The sequence below is a fragment of the Salibacterium salarium genome, from assembly GCF_030813635.1.
GTDB lineage: Bacteria > Bacillota > Bacilli > Bacillales > Marinococcaceae > Salibacterium > Salibacterium salarium.
In genome coordinates this window covers 522,237-540,278 of sequence record NZ_JAUSUM010000002.1, presented here as the reverse complement: position 1 = coordinate 540,278, position 18,042 = coordinate 522,237, and the positions used below count along the sequence as shown (strand labels likewise).

Here is an 18,042-nt window from a genome sequence, read left to right as displayed (position 1 = left end):
TTTTATGACTACAATACTCGCTGTATTGAAAACAGTGAATAAGTAATAGGGCGAATTTGTTACTATTTTTTTATATTCAGCATTTGGATAGTGAGGTGTTCCTTTGGATATATTTATGACTTTTTTGTTTGTAGGGATTAGTGTTATTGTTTTGACATATATCCCGATAATCGGACCATACTTATCTATCTTCCATACCTTGGTACACGAAAGCGGGCATGCTTTAGCTGCCGTTGTGACTGGAGGAAAAGTAAAATCTATTTCTCTATTTAAAAATACAGAAGGACTGGCCGCCACAAGTAATCACAAGTTTGGATTATTTATAACATCAATAGCGGGCTACCCATTTGCATCCGTGATAGCCGTATTAATTATGTATGTAATTAGAAATGAATGGTATAGTGGATTAGGAATCGTTCTATTGATTTTTCTCACGCTTAGTTTAGTCTTTTGGGTTAGGAATAGTTTTGGTGTTTTTTGGATTATTTCAATGTTCATAATGGCATATTTTTTGTGGAGTCATGATGCAAACCAAGTGATAGCATATATACTGACAGGGTTTGGTTTTATTTTATTAGTACAGGCTATGATCAGCTGTTGCCAGGTTTTTATTATAAGTATAAAATCACCTGAATCCGCTGGAGATGCGTCTATTTTAGCTAGATTAACTTATGTACCAGCTTCATTTTGGGGCTTTTTGTTTCTCATTCAAGGATTGCTTTTCTTTGTGTTGGGGTGTGCGGTTTGGTTAGGATATAATCCATTTCTAAACACTATAATGAATTAGATAGAATGAGATAAATGAAAAGAATAATGAGAATCCATTTAATCCATCTAATATCTTCTGCTATTTGTGCTAAATATTTATCTCTCTTATACTGATTTTCGTCCATATATACTCTCTCCCATAAATGAAATATTTATTTTAATTATAACACAGGAAATTCCATGAATATTGTTGAAGATTTTTTAAAGAAGGGATGAGGACATATTTAAAAATTAGGGGAGGGTGTATTACGAATGGCTTTTACATTACAAATTGGTGAAAAAGCACCAGACTTTTCGTTACCTGCAACAGACGGAAACACATATACACTTACTGATTTTTCGGATGCGAAATTACTTGTTTTATTTTTCACGTGCAATCATTGTCCTTTTGTAGTTGGGTCCGATGAAGTAACAAGAAACACTGCAGAAAAATTTCAAAGACAGGGCGTTATGTTTGTTGGAATAAATGCAAATAGTAAATATACCAAACCTGATGATTCTTTTGAAGATATGGTGAAAAGAATGGATGATCAGCAGTTTCCATGGATATATTTGCATGATGAAACCCAAGAAGTGGCTGAATTCTATGGAGCATTACGTACGCCGCATTTTTACGTGTTTGATGAAAATCGGGAATTAGTATATACCGGAAGAGGTGTCGATCAGCCAAAACACGTCAGCCAAATAACAGTAAATGACCTTGAAAATGCGTTATCCGAGCATTTGGAAGGGAAAACCGTTACGACACCATTAACGAATCCAATTGGCTGTAATGTAAAATGGGAAGGTAAAGATGAGCACTGGATACCGGGCGAAGCTTGTGATTTAGTATAAAGTAAATAAAGAAAAGCATGGGTCTGTTATTGATTCATGCTTTTCTTTATTTTGCCCTTAATATCCAGAGTTCTCGCTAGTAATGTTATCGAGAATCGTATGGTCATGTTGCTGTAACGGCTTTTCTGCCGGTCCTTCTATTACTTCACCTTTATAGGAAAACCTTGACCCATGACAAGGACAGTCCCATGTCCTGTCACCGTGATTCCATTCTACTTCACAACCCATATGGGTACAGGTAGTATCAACAACGAAAACATTTCCGTCACTATCTTTATAAGCTCCTTTTCGTTGACCATTTGTTTTGAAAACAGCTGCGTCATCATGAGATATGTCTTCAATTGATGTTGAAGGAGTTTCTAGTTTTCCTTTTATTAAATGTTTGGACACGTCTGCGTTTTCCATTAAAAAATTCTTCAAACTAGGATTAGCATAAAATCGAGATGGAGTATATAAACGTTTATATGGATTGTCGTTACCTAACACAATGTCTTTCAATAAAAGTGCAGCTGCGGTTCCGTTCGTCATACCCCATTTTCTAAATCCTGTTGCAATGAGAACATTAGGCTGTGAAGAAGTTATTTCTCCAATATAAGGAAGTTTGTCTAAAGTTATCAAATCTTGAGCGGACCAGCGATAAAGAATGTCTGGTTTTTCAAGAATGCTGTCAGCATAATTTTGTAATGCTTTGTAATGTTCTAACGTATCTTTCCCCTGTCCCGTTTTATGACTTTCTCCGCCGATGATGACAATTTCTTCTCCATTCATTGTGGCTGAACGAAGAGAACGTGATGGTTGATCAACACTTAAATACATACCACCAGGATAAGTTGTGTTCGTTTTTGCAGCCAGCGCGTAGGAACGATCGGCATGCAAACGAGTAGAGTAGAAGCCCGTCCCTTCATAAAAAGGGAAATGAGAACAGGCCAAAACGTAATTACACATAATACGTTTGTTATTACGAGTTAACACAGTTGCTTCTGGTTTTTCTATATTGACTGCCGTTGTCTTTTCATAAATCCGTCCTCCGTTATCTAAAACTTCTTGCACGAGATGTTTTAAGTAATGGAGTGGATGAAACTGAGCCTGAGTTTTCATGGAAAGCGCATTATGTACATCTATGGGAAATGGAATGTTATCAACGAGCTCTCCATCGATATGCAATGCTTTATAAGCTTCATACTCCTTTTCCAATTTCATTGCATATTCATCTGTTGTCGCGTATAAAACCGCATCTTCGATTTTAAAATCAGATTCTAACTTTTTTTCATTTATCGTTTGCTTTATAAATTTTAATGCTTCTGATTGGGATTCGTAATAAAGTCTCGCCTTTGTTTTTCCAAAATGCTGGATAAATTCATCGTATATCAAACCGTGTTGAGCAGTAATTTTTGCTGTTGTATGACCGGTTGTTCCGTTTAATAGGTTATTGGCTTCTAATAAGACAACTTCTTTACCTTCTTTCGATAACAAATAAGCTGCTGTAATACCGGTAATACCCCCACCTACAATAACGACATCCGCTGATTCATCATTCTCTAATGTGCCAAAATCGGGTAAGTCAAAGGTATCTTGCCAATAAGGTTCTGGATATGTTGGTAATCGGTCTGACACTTTTATTCCTCCTTATTCCATAGTCATTTAATAAGAAGTGTTTGCAAGAAATACTATATCTATTCGGGCATATAAAAGGGATATTACTATTACGTCCAGAAGTTTATAGTAAAAGGAATGGAGGAGGCAAGAAAATGACAGATAACCAAATAATCAAACTGTGGGAAGGTTCTTTTCCTTTTGCAATGGAGGAAGAGGGGGAAGTAATTCCATCTTTCACTACCTATGTAATACACTCGACTCAACCGACTCCTGCTGTAATTGTATGCCCAGGCGGTGGATACACGCATAGAGCAGAACATGAAGGGGAACCGGTGGCTCAATGGTTAAACACAATTGGCATATCTGCATTCGTGTTAAATTACAGGGTACATCCTTACAAACATCCAGCACCATTAATGGATCTGCAACGTGCGATTCGTTATGTTAGAAGACATGCAAAAGAGTGGAACATAAATGGCGAGAAAATTGGAATACTTGGTTTTTCTGCTGGTGGACATTTGGCTGCTACTGCTGGTACATATTTTGATGAAGGTAACATAAAGGCGGCTGATTCAATAGAAAAAGAATCAAGCCGCCCTGATGCAATAGCATTATGTTATCCGGTAATTTCTTTCAAAGAACATCGCCATCAAGGCTCAATGGAACACTTACTCGGAGATGATAAGGACAAAGAACTACAACACTCATTATCGTTGGAAACACAAGTCAGTGAAAAAACACCTCCGACTTTTATTTGGCATACGGCAGATGATGAAGCTGTCCCTGTAGAAAACAGCTTGTTGTTTGCCAGTGCCTTGAGCAAAATGAATGTGCCATTTGAGTGTCACACATTCGAAAGTGGAAGACATGGTTTAGGGTTAGTAGCAAATGATTCGGATGTTTCCATTTGGACAGAACTGTGTGAAAACTGGTTTAAAAAACATTTTTTTAATTGAAATAAAATGATCACGCCATGAGAAGGCGTATTCCTCCAAACACCGCTAGCAGTAAAATAATAATGTTAAAGATTTTTTGAGGAATATACGGTAAACTTTTTATCCCAATGTAAGTTCCTATTAATATACCCGGAATGAGCCACACATTAAAAGTGAGGGAGTCCATTGTAATTAAACCTAAGCTGATATACAACGGCACTTTAATTAAGTTAACGGACAGGAAAAACCAGGCTCCTGTTCCGATGAATTCTTGTTTAGGCAGTGCGATTGCTAGTAAAAATATAGCCATAATGGGGCCGGCTGCATTCCCAATCATAGTAGTAAATCCAGCCAACGTTCCCATTACTCCTACAAACCAACTGGATTGCGGTATGGCTGCCATCCATTGAGCACTAGAGCGTTCTTTAGCAAATTGAATACCAATCATCAGCAGAATAATAATACCTAAAATAATTTCTACAGGCCGACTCGCTTCAATGAAAAATAAAACAATGAACCCGATAATTAAACCGCCCAGTACCCAAGGCAATAGGGATATTAATGTTCTCCAATTGACACTACGCCGATAATAGGTAACTGCAATAACGTCTGCTGTAATAAGCATCGGAAGAACGATACCAATCGATGCTCTCGCTGGAAAAATTGATGCCATTGTTGCTACAACTAAAATACCAAGGGTAGGCATGCCTGTTTTTGAAACCCCAATCAAAAGAGAGCATAAAACAATAAGAACAAGTTGCATCGTTCCTAAATCATACATGACGTTTCACTCCTTAACTAAGGTAAAGGAAAACAGCATTTGTAGGTAGAAAAGGAGATGTTATTGGAAGTGAACGTGAACATAGCGCAATTTAATCATACAAGAAGTATTCTTGAATACAATGTAAGAATACTTCAAGTAAGTAATTATAATCCGTTATTGTGGTATGGGTAATCACAATACTCAATAATTGTTCCTTCTGTGTCCGCTGGGTTTAAATAAATCAGCCGCCTGCCATGCTTATTTGTACGCAGTGTATTTTTCATAGTGCGAATACCTTGAGAGTCTAGGTATTGAATCGCTTGTTCTAAGTCATCCACTCGATATGCTAAGTGGTGCACGCCTTTGCCTTTTTGCTTTATAAAACGAGCAATGGGAGAGGTAGTGTTGTTGGTTGGGAGGAGTAATTCAATTCTACTGTCATTAACATGTATTATTGCAATTTCGCTTTCTACGCCTTTTGCTTCACTTCTGTATCTATCAATCAATACTCCACCTAATATTTCTGTATAAAAATGAATCGACTGTTCCAAGTCGCGAACAGCAATGCCGATATGATCAAATTCTCTATTCATAATTTTGCTCCTCTTATAATATATCATTATTTTATCATAGCAAAAGAAATGGTTTCTATATTGAAAATTAACAAATAAATGAAACGAATTTAATACCTATTCGTAAAAAAAGAAAAAAGAAAGGGAGGAATGTTTGTGCCACTAGAAATTTTATTTGTGATTACAGTATTGATTGGCTCGTTTGTTTTATTTAATTGGTTAATGGGTTATCGAAAAGGTTATATCGCTTTCAATCTAAGGAATCGTTATTATAGCTTAAATGACCATGCGAAAGCTGTAGAAGAGAAGTTGACAAATCAAGGAAAGAGCGCAGTTTATAAAGGTCACGGTTATTTTCTCATAGATGGAGAAACATTTATGCTAGTGACACGAACATTACCAATGGGAGGCGTTCCGCTTCAACGTACTATATTAAAGCCGTTGAATAAAAGTAGAGCGATGGCGACATCTAAGGAGGAATAAAATACACGGGAGTAGGTGCAATAATTATATCGTAGTGGACAGTATGTTGGTCGATTAAGAATAAAAAAGCTTTGCAAATAGATAATGGCTACCTCAACTAATGGCATCCTATAACAGTTGAAATACACGTAAACTTCAATGGGTTTTCGTAGTGAGCGTCCTTGGCTCAGAAGCTGAAGCATTGCCCTAGATAGCGAAGTGTATTTCAACTATAAATTTTTAACTCGTTGTGCTAATTACTTTTGGGTATATATTGTTTCACTCATTCATATTATAAAGATTCTTCTTTTATTTCTTCGATTGTCTTTTCGACTTCGCTTCTCGACATTTTTTCTCTTCCGTTCTTCAGAGCTTTTAAAGTTTTTTTAGCAAGGGCCAGCGGGATTTTACAAAACATATTAATACTTCGGCTGTTAATATCTTTTATGTATTCATCAGCTAATGCAAGATTATGTTCTGTATATTCAAATAAATCGTCGGTACTCCATCCTTCCGGTATAAACGAAACACCCCGTTCAAGATCCTCTTGTTGATTTCTCAAAATATTAACGGTTTGTAATCCGCGACCGTATGCTACCGCTAGTTCACGGTCTGTTTTTGTCCCATCTCTCCATTCCCATATATCAGATAACATCTCACCAACTAAACCCGCGACATAGTAAGTATAATCATCCAAATCGTCTTTGTCTTGTATGTTCCATTCCTTTTCCGTCCAATCAGCCATGCCTTTTGCCATTGTACTAGTATAATCCTTCACACGTGGTGCAATTTCTGTTGGACAAAGAGAAACCCAGTCACCTAGACGCAAGGAGACTTCTGGTAACAAATCTTTATAAGGGTGGACAAGTTGGCCAAATGCTTCTTCGTCAAAAGGGTGTTGCAATAAAGAACTTGTAGATCGTAATAGATGTTGTTTTGTTTCTCCGTCAAGATTTTCGTGATCTTCCATTTCATCAATGGCTCGCATACACAAATACGCAGAAGCAACAGTTTTTTTCAAAGTAGGTTCTAAAAAAGTGATAGGTATATAAAAGGTTCTGCTCGTTTGTTTCAACACTGTCATGGCTTCTTTATGTAATTTTTTTTCGTCCTTCATGTTTATAATCCTCCTCCAATAAACGAATAATGACAAGAACTTAGAATGTTTCAATCTTATCGCAAACCTAATAACAAATCCAATAAAAGCTAAAATTAACCCCTAAATAGTTAATTTCCAGCGATTCTATGTCGAACGAGTTGAATACGTGATTTTTTATGTTCGGCTAGATATGTAAACTTTGTCACAAAAATACTTAAAAAAATATACAATACTTAAATGAATGTTTGATTTCAGATTAACAATATCTTCGCATATAAACAACAAAAATTCATAATGACTTTTTGATAGCAGCAAACGATCAAGTTCGATACATGAGGCACCCCGCCACGTCGTCATATAAGAATTCTTATATGACTGTGACGTTCCTTAAGGTCAGCTGGGTGAGGGTTGGCACAGAACGTATCGCTCTTCGTCAATCAATTTTTTAAAGAAGCCGTAAGATCGAAATATTTTTAGGGGGCGAGGTATAACAATCAGAAATGAAAGAGAATCCCGAACATATTTTTATTTGAGGAAAAGGTAGGTAATATATAACTTTTTAATATAGAAGTCTTAAGAACTAAATCTGTTAGAGATTTTTTAAATACCTTAAGTAGTTTTGATGGGAGATGGAGTTTTTATTATGTTGAACAACAATAGATGGCTGTTTTTGAATCCAAGGACTGCGAAAAGATAGTGTTTGGTTGAATAAATGCTCATTATCCGTTCTCGTTACGACGTTTGTGAGATAAGCAGATTGGGTACTATCAGGATTTCTAAGATCATTTAAAATATCAATCATTTCCGCCTCGGTTTGTATTCCTATCCCATGTCCGAAGTAGGTATCATTATCAAGAACAACTGCATTCTCTCCGCGCCATTGTGGAGATTCTACGTTAAAATCCGGATTATTAAAGTAAACGACATCCCCAGGTATGAAATAATGGGTTTTTACAGATTCTAGCCCGAAGTCAGAATCAAAATGCCAGCTGTATAAGTAAATGTTAGGAAATAGTTCGTTAAAAACACGCGAACCTATAACTTGAAGCGCTGCATGATAAAAAATGATGACCATAGCTGTTGCACATTCAAATCCATAGAGGTCGCTGTTATCAAAAATATCCTGGATTCCTCGAGATGGTTCTACCCCGTATCGCAATCGTATTCCCCCGGCGTTTGTGATCTCCCAGTATTCTTTATTCGCACGTGTTGCAGTGAACAATTCAAATGTTGCTTGACTTTCATTTAAAGCTTTTGCACTTAAAGTAATATGTTTTCTTATATTGATATCATACGTTAATGCATTACTTGAACGGTAGGCATGCATTGCCGAATCATCCTTTAAACGTTCAAAAATATCAAATTCTATACTGTCAGGTGGCCAATCGTTTTCTCCTGTCCATGGAGTATCGGATACTTGAATCATCATTCATACCTCATTTCAAACTCTAAAATCATGAATACTTAAGTATATTTTAGGTACAGTGAGAGTATGAATCTCATTAGATTATAAAAGAATGCATATTATATTTTGTATTTCCAATAGGTATAGTAAGTGATGAAGGGAATGAATTTTCTCCTGATTAAGAAGTAACTAAAGTGTAAGGTGCGACTAGCATAATGAAATCAGTTGAATTGCAAGGCAATATAGATTAAGAAATAAGAAGACATAATACAGGCGCCAACCTAAAAAAGGATGGCGCCTATTCATTTATTGGAATGAAATTTAGTGAGGTCAATGGACATTGTATTATTTTTATTGCAAAACTTCATTAGAGTGAATAGATTAGATGTCACCGATATCCTATTATCAAGGTAATAGTCATAGTAATCAGAACTATTTTGAATGGGTTTATTCCGTTTTCCATTTTTCAAGAACATTCCTCCTTCATCCTATTCATTATTTTATGCAAAGAGCAACCTTTTTATGATGAATATTTCAACAGTAAACAAAAGGTTTACGACAAGATGTGTGTGTCTTTATGACGAATCCTCAAAATAATATTTATTTCATTTAAATCCAACTTGACACATAGGGATAATAAAGATACGATTAATAATAATCATTTTGTCAGTGAATTTGCTAGTTTAATTGTACCGCTATTTTTAGGGAAAGACTTCTATAATAGCATCTCCATAAAGGTGCAAAGAAAGCTCATTTCTTTTCAGATATAAATAGAGGAAAACGGTAAATTAGATGGATTCATATTATTCCTTTGTGAGGTGTATTTTCGTTGCAGCTTCAAATTAACAACAGCCCATTTAATGAAGAACAAATAGAACTTCTCAACCGTCTTTTACCGACCTTGACGGATCAACAAAAGGTTTGGTTGAGTGGTTACATTGCGGCCGCCCAGTCGGCAGCTCCAACAGCTGATTCCGCAGCTACTTTACAGGATGTACCGGAAGCGGCCCCGCACTCTCAACCTGCTGGTCCTGCCCCTTCCAAAGACGTAACCATTTTGTTTGGTTCACAAACTGGGAATGGTCAAGGATTAGCAGAAGATTTATCTCAAAAATTAAAAGCACAAGATTATAATGTTACTCTTTCGTCTATGGATGACTTTAAAACAAATACGTTGAAAAAAGTCGAAAATTTATTTGTCATCGTAAGTACACATGGGGAAGGAGATCCTCCTGATAATGCATTATCTTTTTATGAATTTCTTAATGGAAGACGGGCTCCGAAATTAGAGAACTTGAAATTTTCTGTACTTTCGTTAGGGGATACTTCCTATGAATTCTTTTGTCAAACGGGGAAAGACTTTGATAAAAGATTAGAAGAATTAGGAGGGGAACGCCTTTACGAACGAGTGGATTGCGATGTTGATTTTGACGAATCAGCTGAAGAATGGTTTGAGGGAATTATTAGTGCGTTGAATGAAACGCAAAAAGCTGTTGTGTCAAACCCGCAGGTAGAGACACCAGAATATTCAGCAACAGCAGTGCAATCGAATTACTCGCGGACCAATCCATTTCGTGCAGAATTGTTGGAAAATTTAAGACTTAATGGTCGAGGATCCAACAAAGAAACGCGCCATCTGGAGTTATCATTGGAAGGATCGAATCTCCAATTTGAACCAGGAGATAGTGTCGGTATTTACCCTGAGAACGACCCGGAATTGGTAAATAAACTCATTGATGAAATGAGTTGGAATCCTGATGAAGAAATAGTAATAAATAAAAAAGGGGAACGGCGTTCATTACGTGATGCTTTACGGTCAACGTATGAGATCACGGTATTAACAAAACCGTTGTTAGAAAAAGCAGCTCCACTATCTGATAATAATAAACTTCACGAACTTGTGAAAGAAGGTAATGAAGAGGAACTAAAAGATTATATTTATGGAAGGGATCTTGTTGACTTAGGACGGGATTTTTCACCGTGGAACGTTCCAGCCGACGAGTTTGTCTCCATTCTTAGAAAGATTCCGCCGCGTTTATATTCGATTGCAAGCAGTGCAACAGCTAATCCGGAAGAAGTTCATTTGACAATAGGAACGGTAAGATATGATGCGCATGGAAGAGAACGAACCGGCGTATGTTCCGGTCAATGTGCAGAACGAGCAGAACTTGGGGACACGCTACCTGTTTATATTCAACGTAACCCGAACTTTAAACTACCCGAAGACCCTGAAACCCCTATTATTATGATAGGTCCAGGTACAGGTGCAGCACCGTTTCGATCCTTTATGGAAGAGCGTGAGGAAATAGAAGCGGAAGGTAAATCTTGGATGTTTTTTGGAGAGCAGCACTTTACTACTGATTTCCTTTACCAAGTGGAGTGGCAACGTTGGCTTAAAGAAGGTGTCTTAACCAAAATGGATGTGGCCTTCTCTCGTGATACGGAAGAAAAAGTGTACGTACAACATCGAATGCTTGAAAAAGGTCAAGAGTTTTATAAATGGCTGATGGATGGAGCAGTTGTTTACGTTTGTGGTGATGAACAGTATATGGCAAGTGATGTTCATGACGCAATGAAGACAATTCTTCAGCAAGAAGGCGGTATGAATGAACAAGAAGCAGATACCTATCTTGAAGACTTACAGCAACAGAAGCGTTATCAACGTGACGTATATTGATAGGTGAGGGAAGGAGAGTTAACTATGCAGAAAAATAACACGGCACCTACACAGAATGGGCCTCCTAGTGACAATGAACGAATTAAACGCGAAAGTAATTATCTCAGGGGAACGTTAGAAGAGTCGCTTGCAGACCCTCTCACAGCTTCTGTATCCGCAGATGATGCACAATTAACAAAATTTCACGGAAGCTATATGCAGGACGATAGAGATCTCAGAAATGAACGACGAAAACAAAAGTTAGAGCCGGCATATTCTTTCATGGTACGTGTACGCATACCAGGCGGGGTTCTCACTCCCGAACAATGGCTGACAATGGATCGTGTTGCTCATGATTATGGGAATCAGACCCTTCGATTGACGACTCGTCAAACGTTTCAAATGCATGGTATTTTGAAATGGAATATGAAAAATAATATGAAAGCCATCAACGAAGCGATGATGGATACTATAGCAGCATGTGGGGACGTGAATCGGAATGTAATGAATAATCCAAATCCGTATCAATCTGAAGTGCACGCGCAAGTTCAGAAGCATGCTCAAGATATTAGTGACCATTTGTTACCTAAAACTAGAGCATATCATGAGATTTGGCTTGACGAAGAAAAAATTGTAGATGGCAGCCAAGCCCAAGAAGAAGTAGAACCAATATATAAAGAACTGTATTTGCCTAGAAAATTTAAAATAGGGATTGCAGTACCACCATCTAATGATATAGATGTGTTTTCTCAAGATATTGGTCTTATTGCAATTGTTGAAGATGGTGAACTACAAGGGTATAATATAGCTGTTGGCGGCGGTATGGGCATGACACATGGTGAAACCGATACTTATCCTCAGCTAGCTCGTGTTATAGGGTTTTGCAAACCAGATGATATACTTGAAGTTGCCGAAAATATTGTAACTATACAACGTGATTATGGTAATCGATCTAATCGTAAAAACGCTCGTTTCAAATATACGGTGGATGCTCTAGGTTTAGATTGGGTTAAAAGTGAACTTAATAACCGTTTAGGATGGAACTTAGAAGAAGAACGTTCTTATCATTTTGATCATAATGGTGATCGATATGGTTGGGTGAAGGGAACAAATAATAGATGGCACCTTACGCTCTTCATTCAAAATGGTCGAATTAAAGATTCCGAAGATTATCAACTGATGACAGCACTTCGTGAAATCGCCAATATTCACACCGGCGATTTTCGAATCACTCCAAACCAAAATGTAGTGATAGGTAATGTGACTAGTCAGAAAAAAACTAAAATCAACGAGTTAATCGAAGAATACGGCTTGTCCGATGGAAATCGTGATTCCGCTTTACGCAGAAATGCTATGGCCTGTGTTTCCTTTCCTACTTGTGGATTGGCAATGGCTGAATCAGAACGTTATCTTCCCTCTCTCATTGATAAGCTTGAAACAATTACTGAAGAAGCTGGTTTGAAAGATGACGAAATAACGATAAGAATGACAGGCTGTCCAAACGGATGTGCTCGTCCAGCGTTGGCCGAAATTGGTTTTATCGGAAAAGGCCCTGGTAAATATAATATGTATATGGGTGCTGGTTTTGCAGGGGAACGTTTAAATAAGCTTTACCTTGAAAACGTAGGAGAAGAAGAAATCTTACAATCATTGCGCCCAATCTTATTTGAATATGCAAAAGAACGCACAGAAGGAGAGCATTTCGGTGATTACGTTGTCCGTGCTGGGCATGTGAAAGAGGTACTATCTGGTTTGGATTTTCATAGTGAATAGTGTAAATAAAGTAAGATCCCGCTTTTAGGGATCTTATTTTTTTTACAAAATAGGAAGGTATAAAATTTTGAGATATTCGGAATCCAGCGTCCAGACACTCGGGATTTCTTCCTTGCCAACTTCGGAATACGAGTCAGCTCTGCTGAAAGCGCTCATTTACAGCTTTGGTCATTCAACTTAGGGACAAAAACAAGCTTCGTTTTTCTTCATATGAAAAAGAATAAAACAGTAAATAAATACGAACGCTATACTTACAAAACAAATGAAAGGGAGACTGAAATGACACGAGGACAAACAAAAAATAACAAACATAAAAATAAAGCAAAGCTGTCACAAACCCCAGACAAAGATATAGAGAAAACCAATGATGGATTGGATGTTGAGTATTCCGAAGAGTTAGCCGATACAGAAGATGTAGAAGCACAACAACGTTCAAAAGAAGCCGATAGAAGAGCACACTCTCAAAATAAATAAACGAATGAGCTAGATATAAACATCCGTGAATTATTAACGAAAATGTATCAAATGAGAGTGGAAATATTTTTTCTGATAAATATGATGAAATACGTAAAAAATAAAGTTTGTGGAGGAATCGCACTCCATACTTTTGAATGAAAAGAGGAGAAAGAAGGATGAATAATTTCCGTTGGACAGATCCATTCTCAAATATAGGACGAAGAAAAAATTTTTTCGGCCGGAATCGGTCTAATAATAATCGCGGTCGGATGGGCATGATTTTAACATTATTAGGTGTCGGAGCTGGTGCTGTATGGTATGGCCTATCGCAACGTGAGGACAGTCATCCGATTCAAAAAGGATTGGCTGATATGAAACATGCTATGCCTGAAACGGAGACAGCTTTTGCTAAAGAATTTATGCCCGATACTTCAAAGAACGAAAGCAATGAATAGACAAACAAAACAAAGATTTGAGGCTTCCTCAAGTCTTTGTTTTGTTTGTCTACCTTTACGAAGTGGTATCTTGACAGTTTTCATGAAAGTGTTTACAATTAAGTTTCTACCACAACTCGTACGTATGAGTTAAAATCAATTATTGAATTGGTGGTATGAAGTACGTACTTTTTGTATCTATTGAATTCAAAATATTTTTAATATGGAGGTAGGTAAATATATGGTTCAAAATATTATTGTAAATACTGATGTAAAACAAGCCAAAATTAGCAAACATATTTATGGTCATTTCGCAGAACATTTGGGACGTTGTATCTATGAAGGTGTTTGGGTAGGGGAAGATTCACATATTCCGAATACAAATGGGATTCGAAACGATGTCGTAGAAGCATTAAAAAAAATAAATATTCCCGTGTTACGATGGCCGGGAGGTTGTTTTGCTGATGAGTATCATTGGAAGGATGGCGTCGGTCCAAGGAACAATCGTAAGCGTATGGTCAATACGCATTGGGGAGGGGTGGTTGAAAATAACCATTTTGGGACCCATGAATTTATGATGTTGTGCCAAATGCTTGAAACAGAACCATACATTTGTGGAAATGTGGGAAGTGGTACGGTACAGGAAATGTCAGAATGGGTGGAATACATGACTTTTGATGGCGAATCTCCAATGGCTGATTGGCGTCAAGAGAACGGCAAAAAAGAACCATGGAAACTTACATATTTTGGTGTAGGTAACGAAAATTGGGGCTGCGGCGGTAATATGCGTCCGGAATTTTATGCTGATCTTTATCGTCGTTATCAGACGTACGTTAGACAATACGGGAATAATACACTATATAAAATTGCCGGCGGGCCGAACGTGGATGATTACAATTGGACTGAAGTCCTTATGCGTGAAGCAGGATCCATGATGGATGGATTGAGTCTTCATTATTATACGATTCCAGGAGATTTTTGGAAAGGAAAAGGTTCAGCTACTAATTTTAGTGACAATGAATGGTTTCTGACAATGCAAAGAGCTCTTCATATGGATACGCTAATTACAAATCATCGTGCAATTATGGATAAATATGATCCCGATCAGAGAGTCGGTCTTATTATAGACGAATGGGGAACATGGTTTGATGTCGAACCGGGTACAAATCCAGGGTTTCTTTATCAACAAAATACTATTCGTGATGCTATTGTTGCTGGTGTAACTCTTAATATTTTTAATAATCACGCTGAACGTGTTCATATGGCAAACATAGCCCAAACAATTAATGTTCTTCAGGCCATGATACTAACTGATAAAGAGAAAATGATTTTAACACCGACTTATCATTTATTCGATATGTATCAAGTTCATCAGGATGCCGTGAAAATTCCGCTTCATATTAACAACGCTCGTACGGTTGCAACCGACGAAGATTCTTTTCCTCAAATTAATGCGTCAGCATCAAAAAACGACTCGGGGATTGTCCATATCAGTCTTTGTAATATGGATGCCTATCGTTCTGCAGATACAAATATTGACTTACGGGGTATGATAAGCCCTGGCAATATTTCTGGAAAAATATTAACGGCATCTGAAAAAAATGCCAGAAATACGTTTGAACAACCCGAAAATGTTAAACCTGAAACGTTTAATGGATATGTAACGAAAGATACAACATTAGAACTTAACATTCCAGCAATGTCCGTTGTTGTGCTTTCCATCGAAGAATAATATTTTGCAGCATGACCTCTCCTAGTTAACAGGGGAGGTTTTTTGTGCTTTTTGACATGTACGTAACTGTTTATGAAAATTATAAAGATTACTGTCTAGTACTTACAAGTTGAATAAATAAATTGAAATATCTGTATGTGTGCTTGTAATCGCATTTAATAAATTTTCTAGGTGATAATTGTAAAAATTTTATGAATTATTTGTTGCTATCTTGAAGAGTAGCCGATATAATTACTTATAACTTATACGTATAAGATATTTAATATCATTATTCTTTCAGCGGAATGTACGAACATGATGTTTTGAAAGCGCTTCACAAAATTACAGAAAAAACATTAAAGAAGGGAGAAATGATATGAAAAAAATCGTGAATATCATTCTAATTTGCAACCTTTTGGTATTAACGAGTTGTAGTCCGCATAGTTCAGAATCGAGTGCAGAAAAGGGACCAATTGAAGTGGAAATGTGGTCGTTGTTCACAGGTGGTGATCTTGCCTATATGGAGTCATTAATTGACGGTTTTAACAATAGTCAGGAAAAATATGAAGTCGTTATGCCAGCACCTTCTGCCGCAGATGACTATTATACAAAAGTAGTAACTAGTGTTGCAGCAAATCGAGGTCCAGACATTGCAATTTCACACGCTTCAAAAATACCTGAACTGTTTAATCAGGGTTTAACAAAAGATTTGAATGAATTAGCTGAGTCTGCTGACCTTGATCTCACAGAAGTAAACGAAAATATTCTTGAAACATTGAAAATGGAAGATGATAAATACCATGCTTTGGCTATCGATACACATCCTACAGTGATGTATTTTAACACAGACCTTTTAGAAGAAGCAGATTTAGTTGATGAAGAGGGCAATATTAAGATGGAAAAAACACCGGAAGGGTTTATTGACTTTTTCCAAAAGGCACAGGAAGAACTTCCTGATATTGTTCCTGCAGCAGTACCATCATCGGGTTATGATGTGTTTACTATTTGGTGGGCATTTTATTTTCAAATGGGTGGAACTCCAATATACTCCGATGATTTAAGGGAGCCGGAGGTAACAATGGATAAAGATATTGCCATTGAAGCAGCAGAATATGTGCGGAGATTATTCCAAGACGAGGAAGTTATTCCTTTAAATCTAACTGACCCTTACGAGCAATTTCAAACTAATCGCGCGTTAAGCCTGATAACAGGAGTTTGGGGAACGGGAGTATGGGAAACGGACGAAGAGTTTAATTTTAAAGCAATGCCTGTTCCGCAATTATTTGAGAAACCGGCTACATATGGTGATTCTCATACACTGTTTATTCCTAATCAAGGAAGTACCACCGACGAAAAAGCAACGGGTGCTGTAGAATTCATGAAATACTTGCATGAAAATGAAGCTGAATGGTCCCAAGCCGGTCATATTCCTGCCAATGATGAAGTGGTAGACTCTGAGGAATTTAATGAACTCCCTTATCGTTCTGACTATGCAGAAGTTGTAGAAGATGTGGAACAACCATCTGGAACGATTTATTCAAATATGTCAATAGATACTATTATGAGAAATTTAGATGAGATTTGGAATGGTCGAGAGACTCCTGAAGACGGTATCAATAATTTGGAAAAGGAACTGGATGATTTGGTGAAATAATAACAACGCAATATTGATTATATGGAGGTTTTAAAATGAAGAATCAAGTGTGGAGGAATGATCTGCTTGCTGGATTGTTTTTACTTCCATTTTTCATCGTTTACATGGTGTTTACAATATTCCCAATTTTCAAAGGTCTGCAAATGAGCTTTTTTGAATGGACGCTTATTGAACAGGGAGAATTCGTTGGATTCTCCCAGTATACGTCCTTATTTACTGATCCAGATTTTTGGAGTTCTCTCTGGAATACAACATTTTTTGTATTGTTATCAACTCCGGGTATGATTATTTTAGCCCTCATTTTGGCATTGCTTGCAAATATTAATGTTGGATCGAAACTGCGCACTTTTTTGAGAGGTTCCTATTTTATACCTAGCATATTATCTGTTTCGGTTATTTCATATATTGCTATATTCATGCTTCAACCTTACAGTGGTATTGTCAATAACATTATTAATTCGCTTGGTTATGAGCAACAAGTGTTTTGGCTTACAAATCCAACAATGGCATGGATTAGTATCGTTGGCGTGACGCTTTGGTGGACGGTAGGGTTTAATATGATTCTATTTTTAACGTCCTTGCAGGATATTCCTGATAATTATTATGAAGCAGCCGAAATTGACGGCGCCACGCGTTGGCAGATGTTTAAAAGTATTACGCTGCCTCAGCTTGTTCCTATTTCTAGGGTCATATTACTGTTGCAAGTACTTGCTTCCTTTAAAGTATTTGCACAAATCCTCTTAATAACAGACGGCGGACCAGGAACGGCAACGCGTCCGCTTATTCAATACATTTATGAAATGGGATTTGAACGTTATGATCTTGGGTATGCAGCTGCCATGTCTTATGTATTATTCTTTATACTTCTCGTGTTGTCTATATTCCAACTCCGCAGTGGCGGTCAAGGTGGACGCATGATTTAAT

16 protein-coding genes are annotated in these 18,042 nt (G+C 37.2%); 11 read left to right on the top strand and 5 right to left on the bottom strand.

Translation table 11 applies throughout. From position 1 onward, the window contains the following. Positions 1-103 precede the first annotated feature (103 nt). Both J2S78_RS08510 and J2S78_RS08505 read left to right on the top strand, forming a co-directional pair. Complete coding sequence (locus tag J2S78_RS08510) at positions 104-787, top strand: M50 family metallopeptidase (protein ID WP_306897778.1); 684 nt, start codon at positions 104-106, stop codon at positions 785-787. A 233-nt stretch (positions 788-1,020) separates the two neighbouring features. Then, on the top strand, positions 1,021-1,602 hold the full coding sequence (locus J2S78_RS08505) for a thioredoxin family protein (protein WP_306897776.1): 582 nt from the start codon (positions 1,021-1,023) through the stop codon (positions 1,600-1,602). Positions 1,603-1,659: 57 nt separating this feature from the next. Here the strand turns inward: J2S78_RS08505 and J2S78_RS08500 are convergent, their stop codons facing one another. Next, on the bottom strand, positions 1,660-3,216 hold the full coding sequence (locus J2S78_RS08500; protein ID WP_306897774.1) for an FAD-dependent oxidoreductase: 1,557 nt from the start codon (positions 3,214-3,216) through the stop codon (positions 1,660-1,662). Between the two features lie 134 nt (positions 3,217-3,350). Between J2S78_RS08500 and J2S78_RS08495 the strand changes: the two genes are divergently transcribed. Continuing rightward, on the top strand, positions 3,351-4,154 hold the full coding sequence (locus J2S78_RS08495; RefSeq protein WP_306897773.1) for an alpha/beta hydrolase: 804 nt from the start codon (positions 3,351-3,353) through the stop codon (positions 4,152-4,154). Positions 4,155-4,164: 10 nt separating this feature from the next. Here the strand turns inward: J2S78_RS08495 and J2S78_RS08490 are convergent, their stop codons facing one another. Both J2S78_RS08490 and J2S78_RS08485 read right to left on the bottom strand, forming a co-directional pair. Beyond that, positions 4,165-4,914 (bottom strand): sulfite exporter TauE/SafE family protein, encoded by a 750-nt coding sequence (locus J2S78_RS08490; protein WP_306897772.1) that lies wholly within the window; start codon positions 4,912-4,914, stop codon positions 4,165-4,167. Between the two features lie 146 nt (positions 4,915-5,060). After that, the gene (locus tag J2S78_RS08485; RefSeq protein WP_306897771.1) at positions 5,061-5,489 is read right to left on the bottom strand and encodes a VOC family protein; all 429 of its coding nucleotides are present in this window, start codon (positions 5,487-5,489) and stop codon (positions 5,061-5,063) included. A gap of 135 nt (positions 5,490-5,624) precedes the next feature. Here J2S78_RS08485 and J2S78_RS08480 point away from each other — a divergent pair, with 135 nt between their 5' ends. Next, a complete protein-coding gene (locus J2S78_RS08480; RefSeq protein ID WP_370871541.1) occupies positions 5,625-5,951 on the top strand; it encodes a hypothetical protein in 327 nt (108 codons plus the stop codon). 271 nt (positions 5,952-6,222) lie between these two features. On the opposite strand, the gene J2S78_RS08475 is transcribed toward J2S78_RS08480, so the two are convergent. Both J2S78_RS08475 and J2S78_RS08470 read right to left on the bottom strand, forming a co-directional pair. Further along, positions 6,223-7,047 (bottom strand): squalene/phytoene synthase family protein, encoded by an 825-nt coding sequence (locus J2S78_RS08475; protein WP_306897769.1) that lies wholly within the window; start codon positions 7,045-7,047, stop codon positions 6,223-6,225. A gap of 571 nt (positions 7,048-7,618) precedes the next feature. Further along, complete coding sequence (locus tag J2S78_RS08470) at positions 7,619-8,458, bottom strand: protein-glutamine gamma-glutamyltransferase (RefSeq protein ID WP_306897768.1); 840 nt, start codon at positions 8,456-8,458, stop codon at positions 7,619-7,621. 805 nt (positions 8,459-9,263) lie between these two features. Between J2S78_RS08470 and J2S78_RS08465 the strand changes: the two genes are divergently transcribed. From J2S78_RS08465 to J2S78_RS08435, 7 genes are all read left to right on the top strand, one after another. After that, positions 9,264-11,111 carry an assimilatory sulfite reductase (NADPH) flavoprotein subunit gene (locus tag J2S78_RS08465; protein WP_306897767.1) on the top strand — a complete coding sequence of 616 codons (1,848 nt, stop codon included), beginning with the start codon at positions 9,264-9,266 and terminating at the stop codon, positions 11,109-11,111. Positions 11,112-11,135: 24 nt separating this feature from the next. Beyond that, the gene (gene cysI, locus J2S78_RS08460; RefSeq protein ID WP_306897765.1) at positions 11,136-12,863 is read left to right on the top strand and encodes an assimilatory sulfite reductase (NADPH) hemoprotein subunit; all 1,728 of its coding nucleotides are present in this window, start codon (positions 11,136-11,138) and stop codon (positions 12,861-12,863) included. A 279-nt stretch (positions 12,864-13,142) separates the two neighbouring features. After that, positions 13,143-13,337, top strand: coding sequence for a YfhD family protein (locus J2S78_RS08455; RefSeq protein WP_306897764.1), 195 nt, complete (start codon positions 13,143-13,145; stop codon positions 13,335-13,337). A 158-nt stretch (positions 13,338-13,495) separates the two neighbouring features. Continuing rightward, positions 13,496-13,774: a hypothetical protein gene (locus J2S78_RS08450; RefSeq protein ID WP_306897762.1), complete on the top strand. Its 279-nt coding sequence runs from the start codon at positions 13,496-13,498 to the stop codon at positions 13,772-13,774. 220 nt (positions 13,775-13,994) lie between these two features. Further along, on the top strand, positions 13,995-15,485 hold the full coding sequence (locus J2S78_RS08445) for an alpha-N-arabinofuranosidase (RefSeq protein WP_306897760.1): 1,491 nt from the start codon (positions 13,995-13,997) through the stop codon (positions 15,483-15,485). A 355-nt stretch (positions 15,486-15,840) separates the two neighbouring features. Beyond that, positions 15,841-17,118: an extracellular solute-binding protein gene (locus tag J2S78_RS08440; protein WP_306897758.1), complete on the top strand. Its 1,278-nt coding sequence runs from the start codon at positions 15,841-15,843 to the stop codon at positions 17,116-17,118. A 35-nt stretch (positions 17,119-17,153) separates the two neighbouring features. Continuing rightward, the gene (locus tag J2S78_RS08435) at positions 17,154-18,041 is read left to right on the top strand and encodes a carbohydrate ABC transporter permease (RefSeq protein ID WP_306897757.1); all 888 of its coding nucleotides are present in this window, start codon (positions 17,154-17,156) and stop codon (positions 18,039-18,041) included. Position 18,042 lies beyond the last annotated feature (1 nt).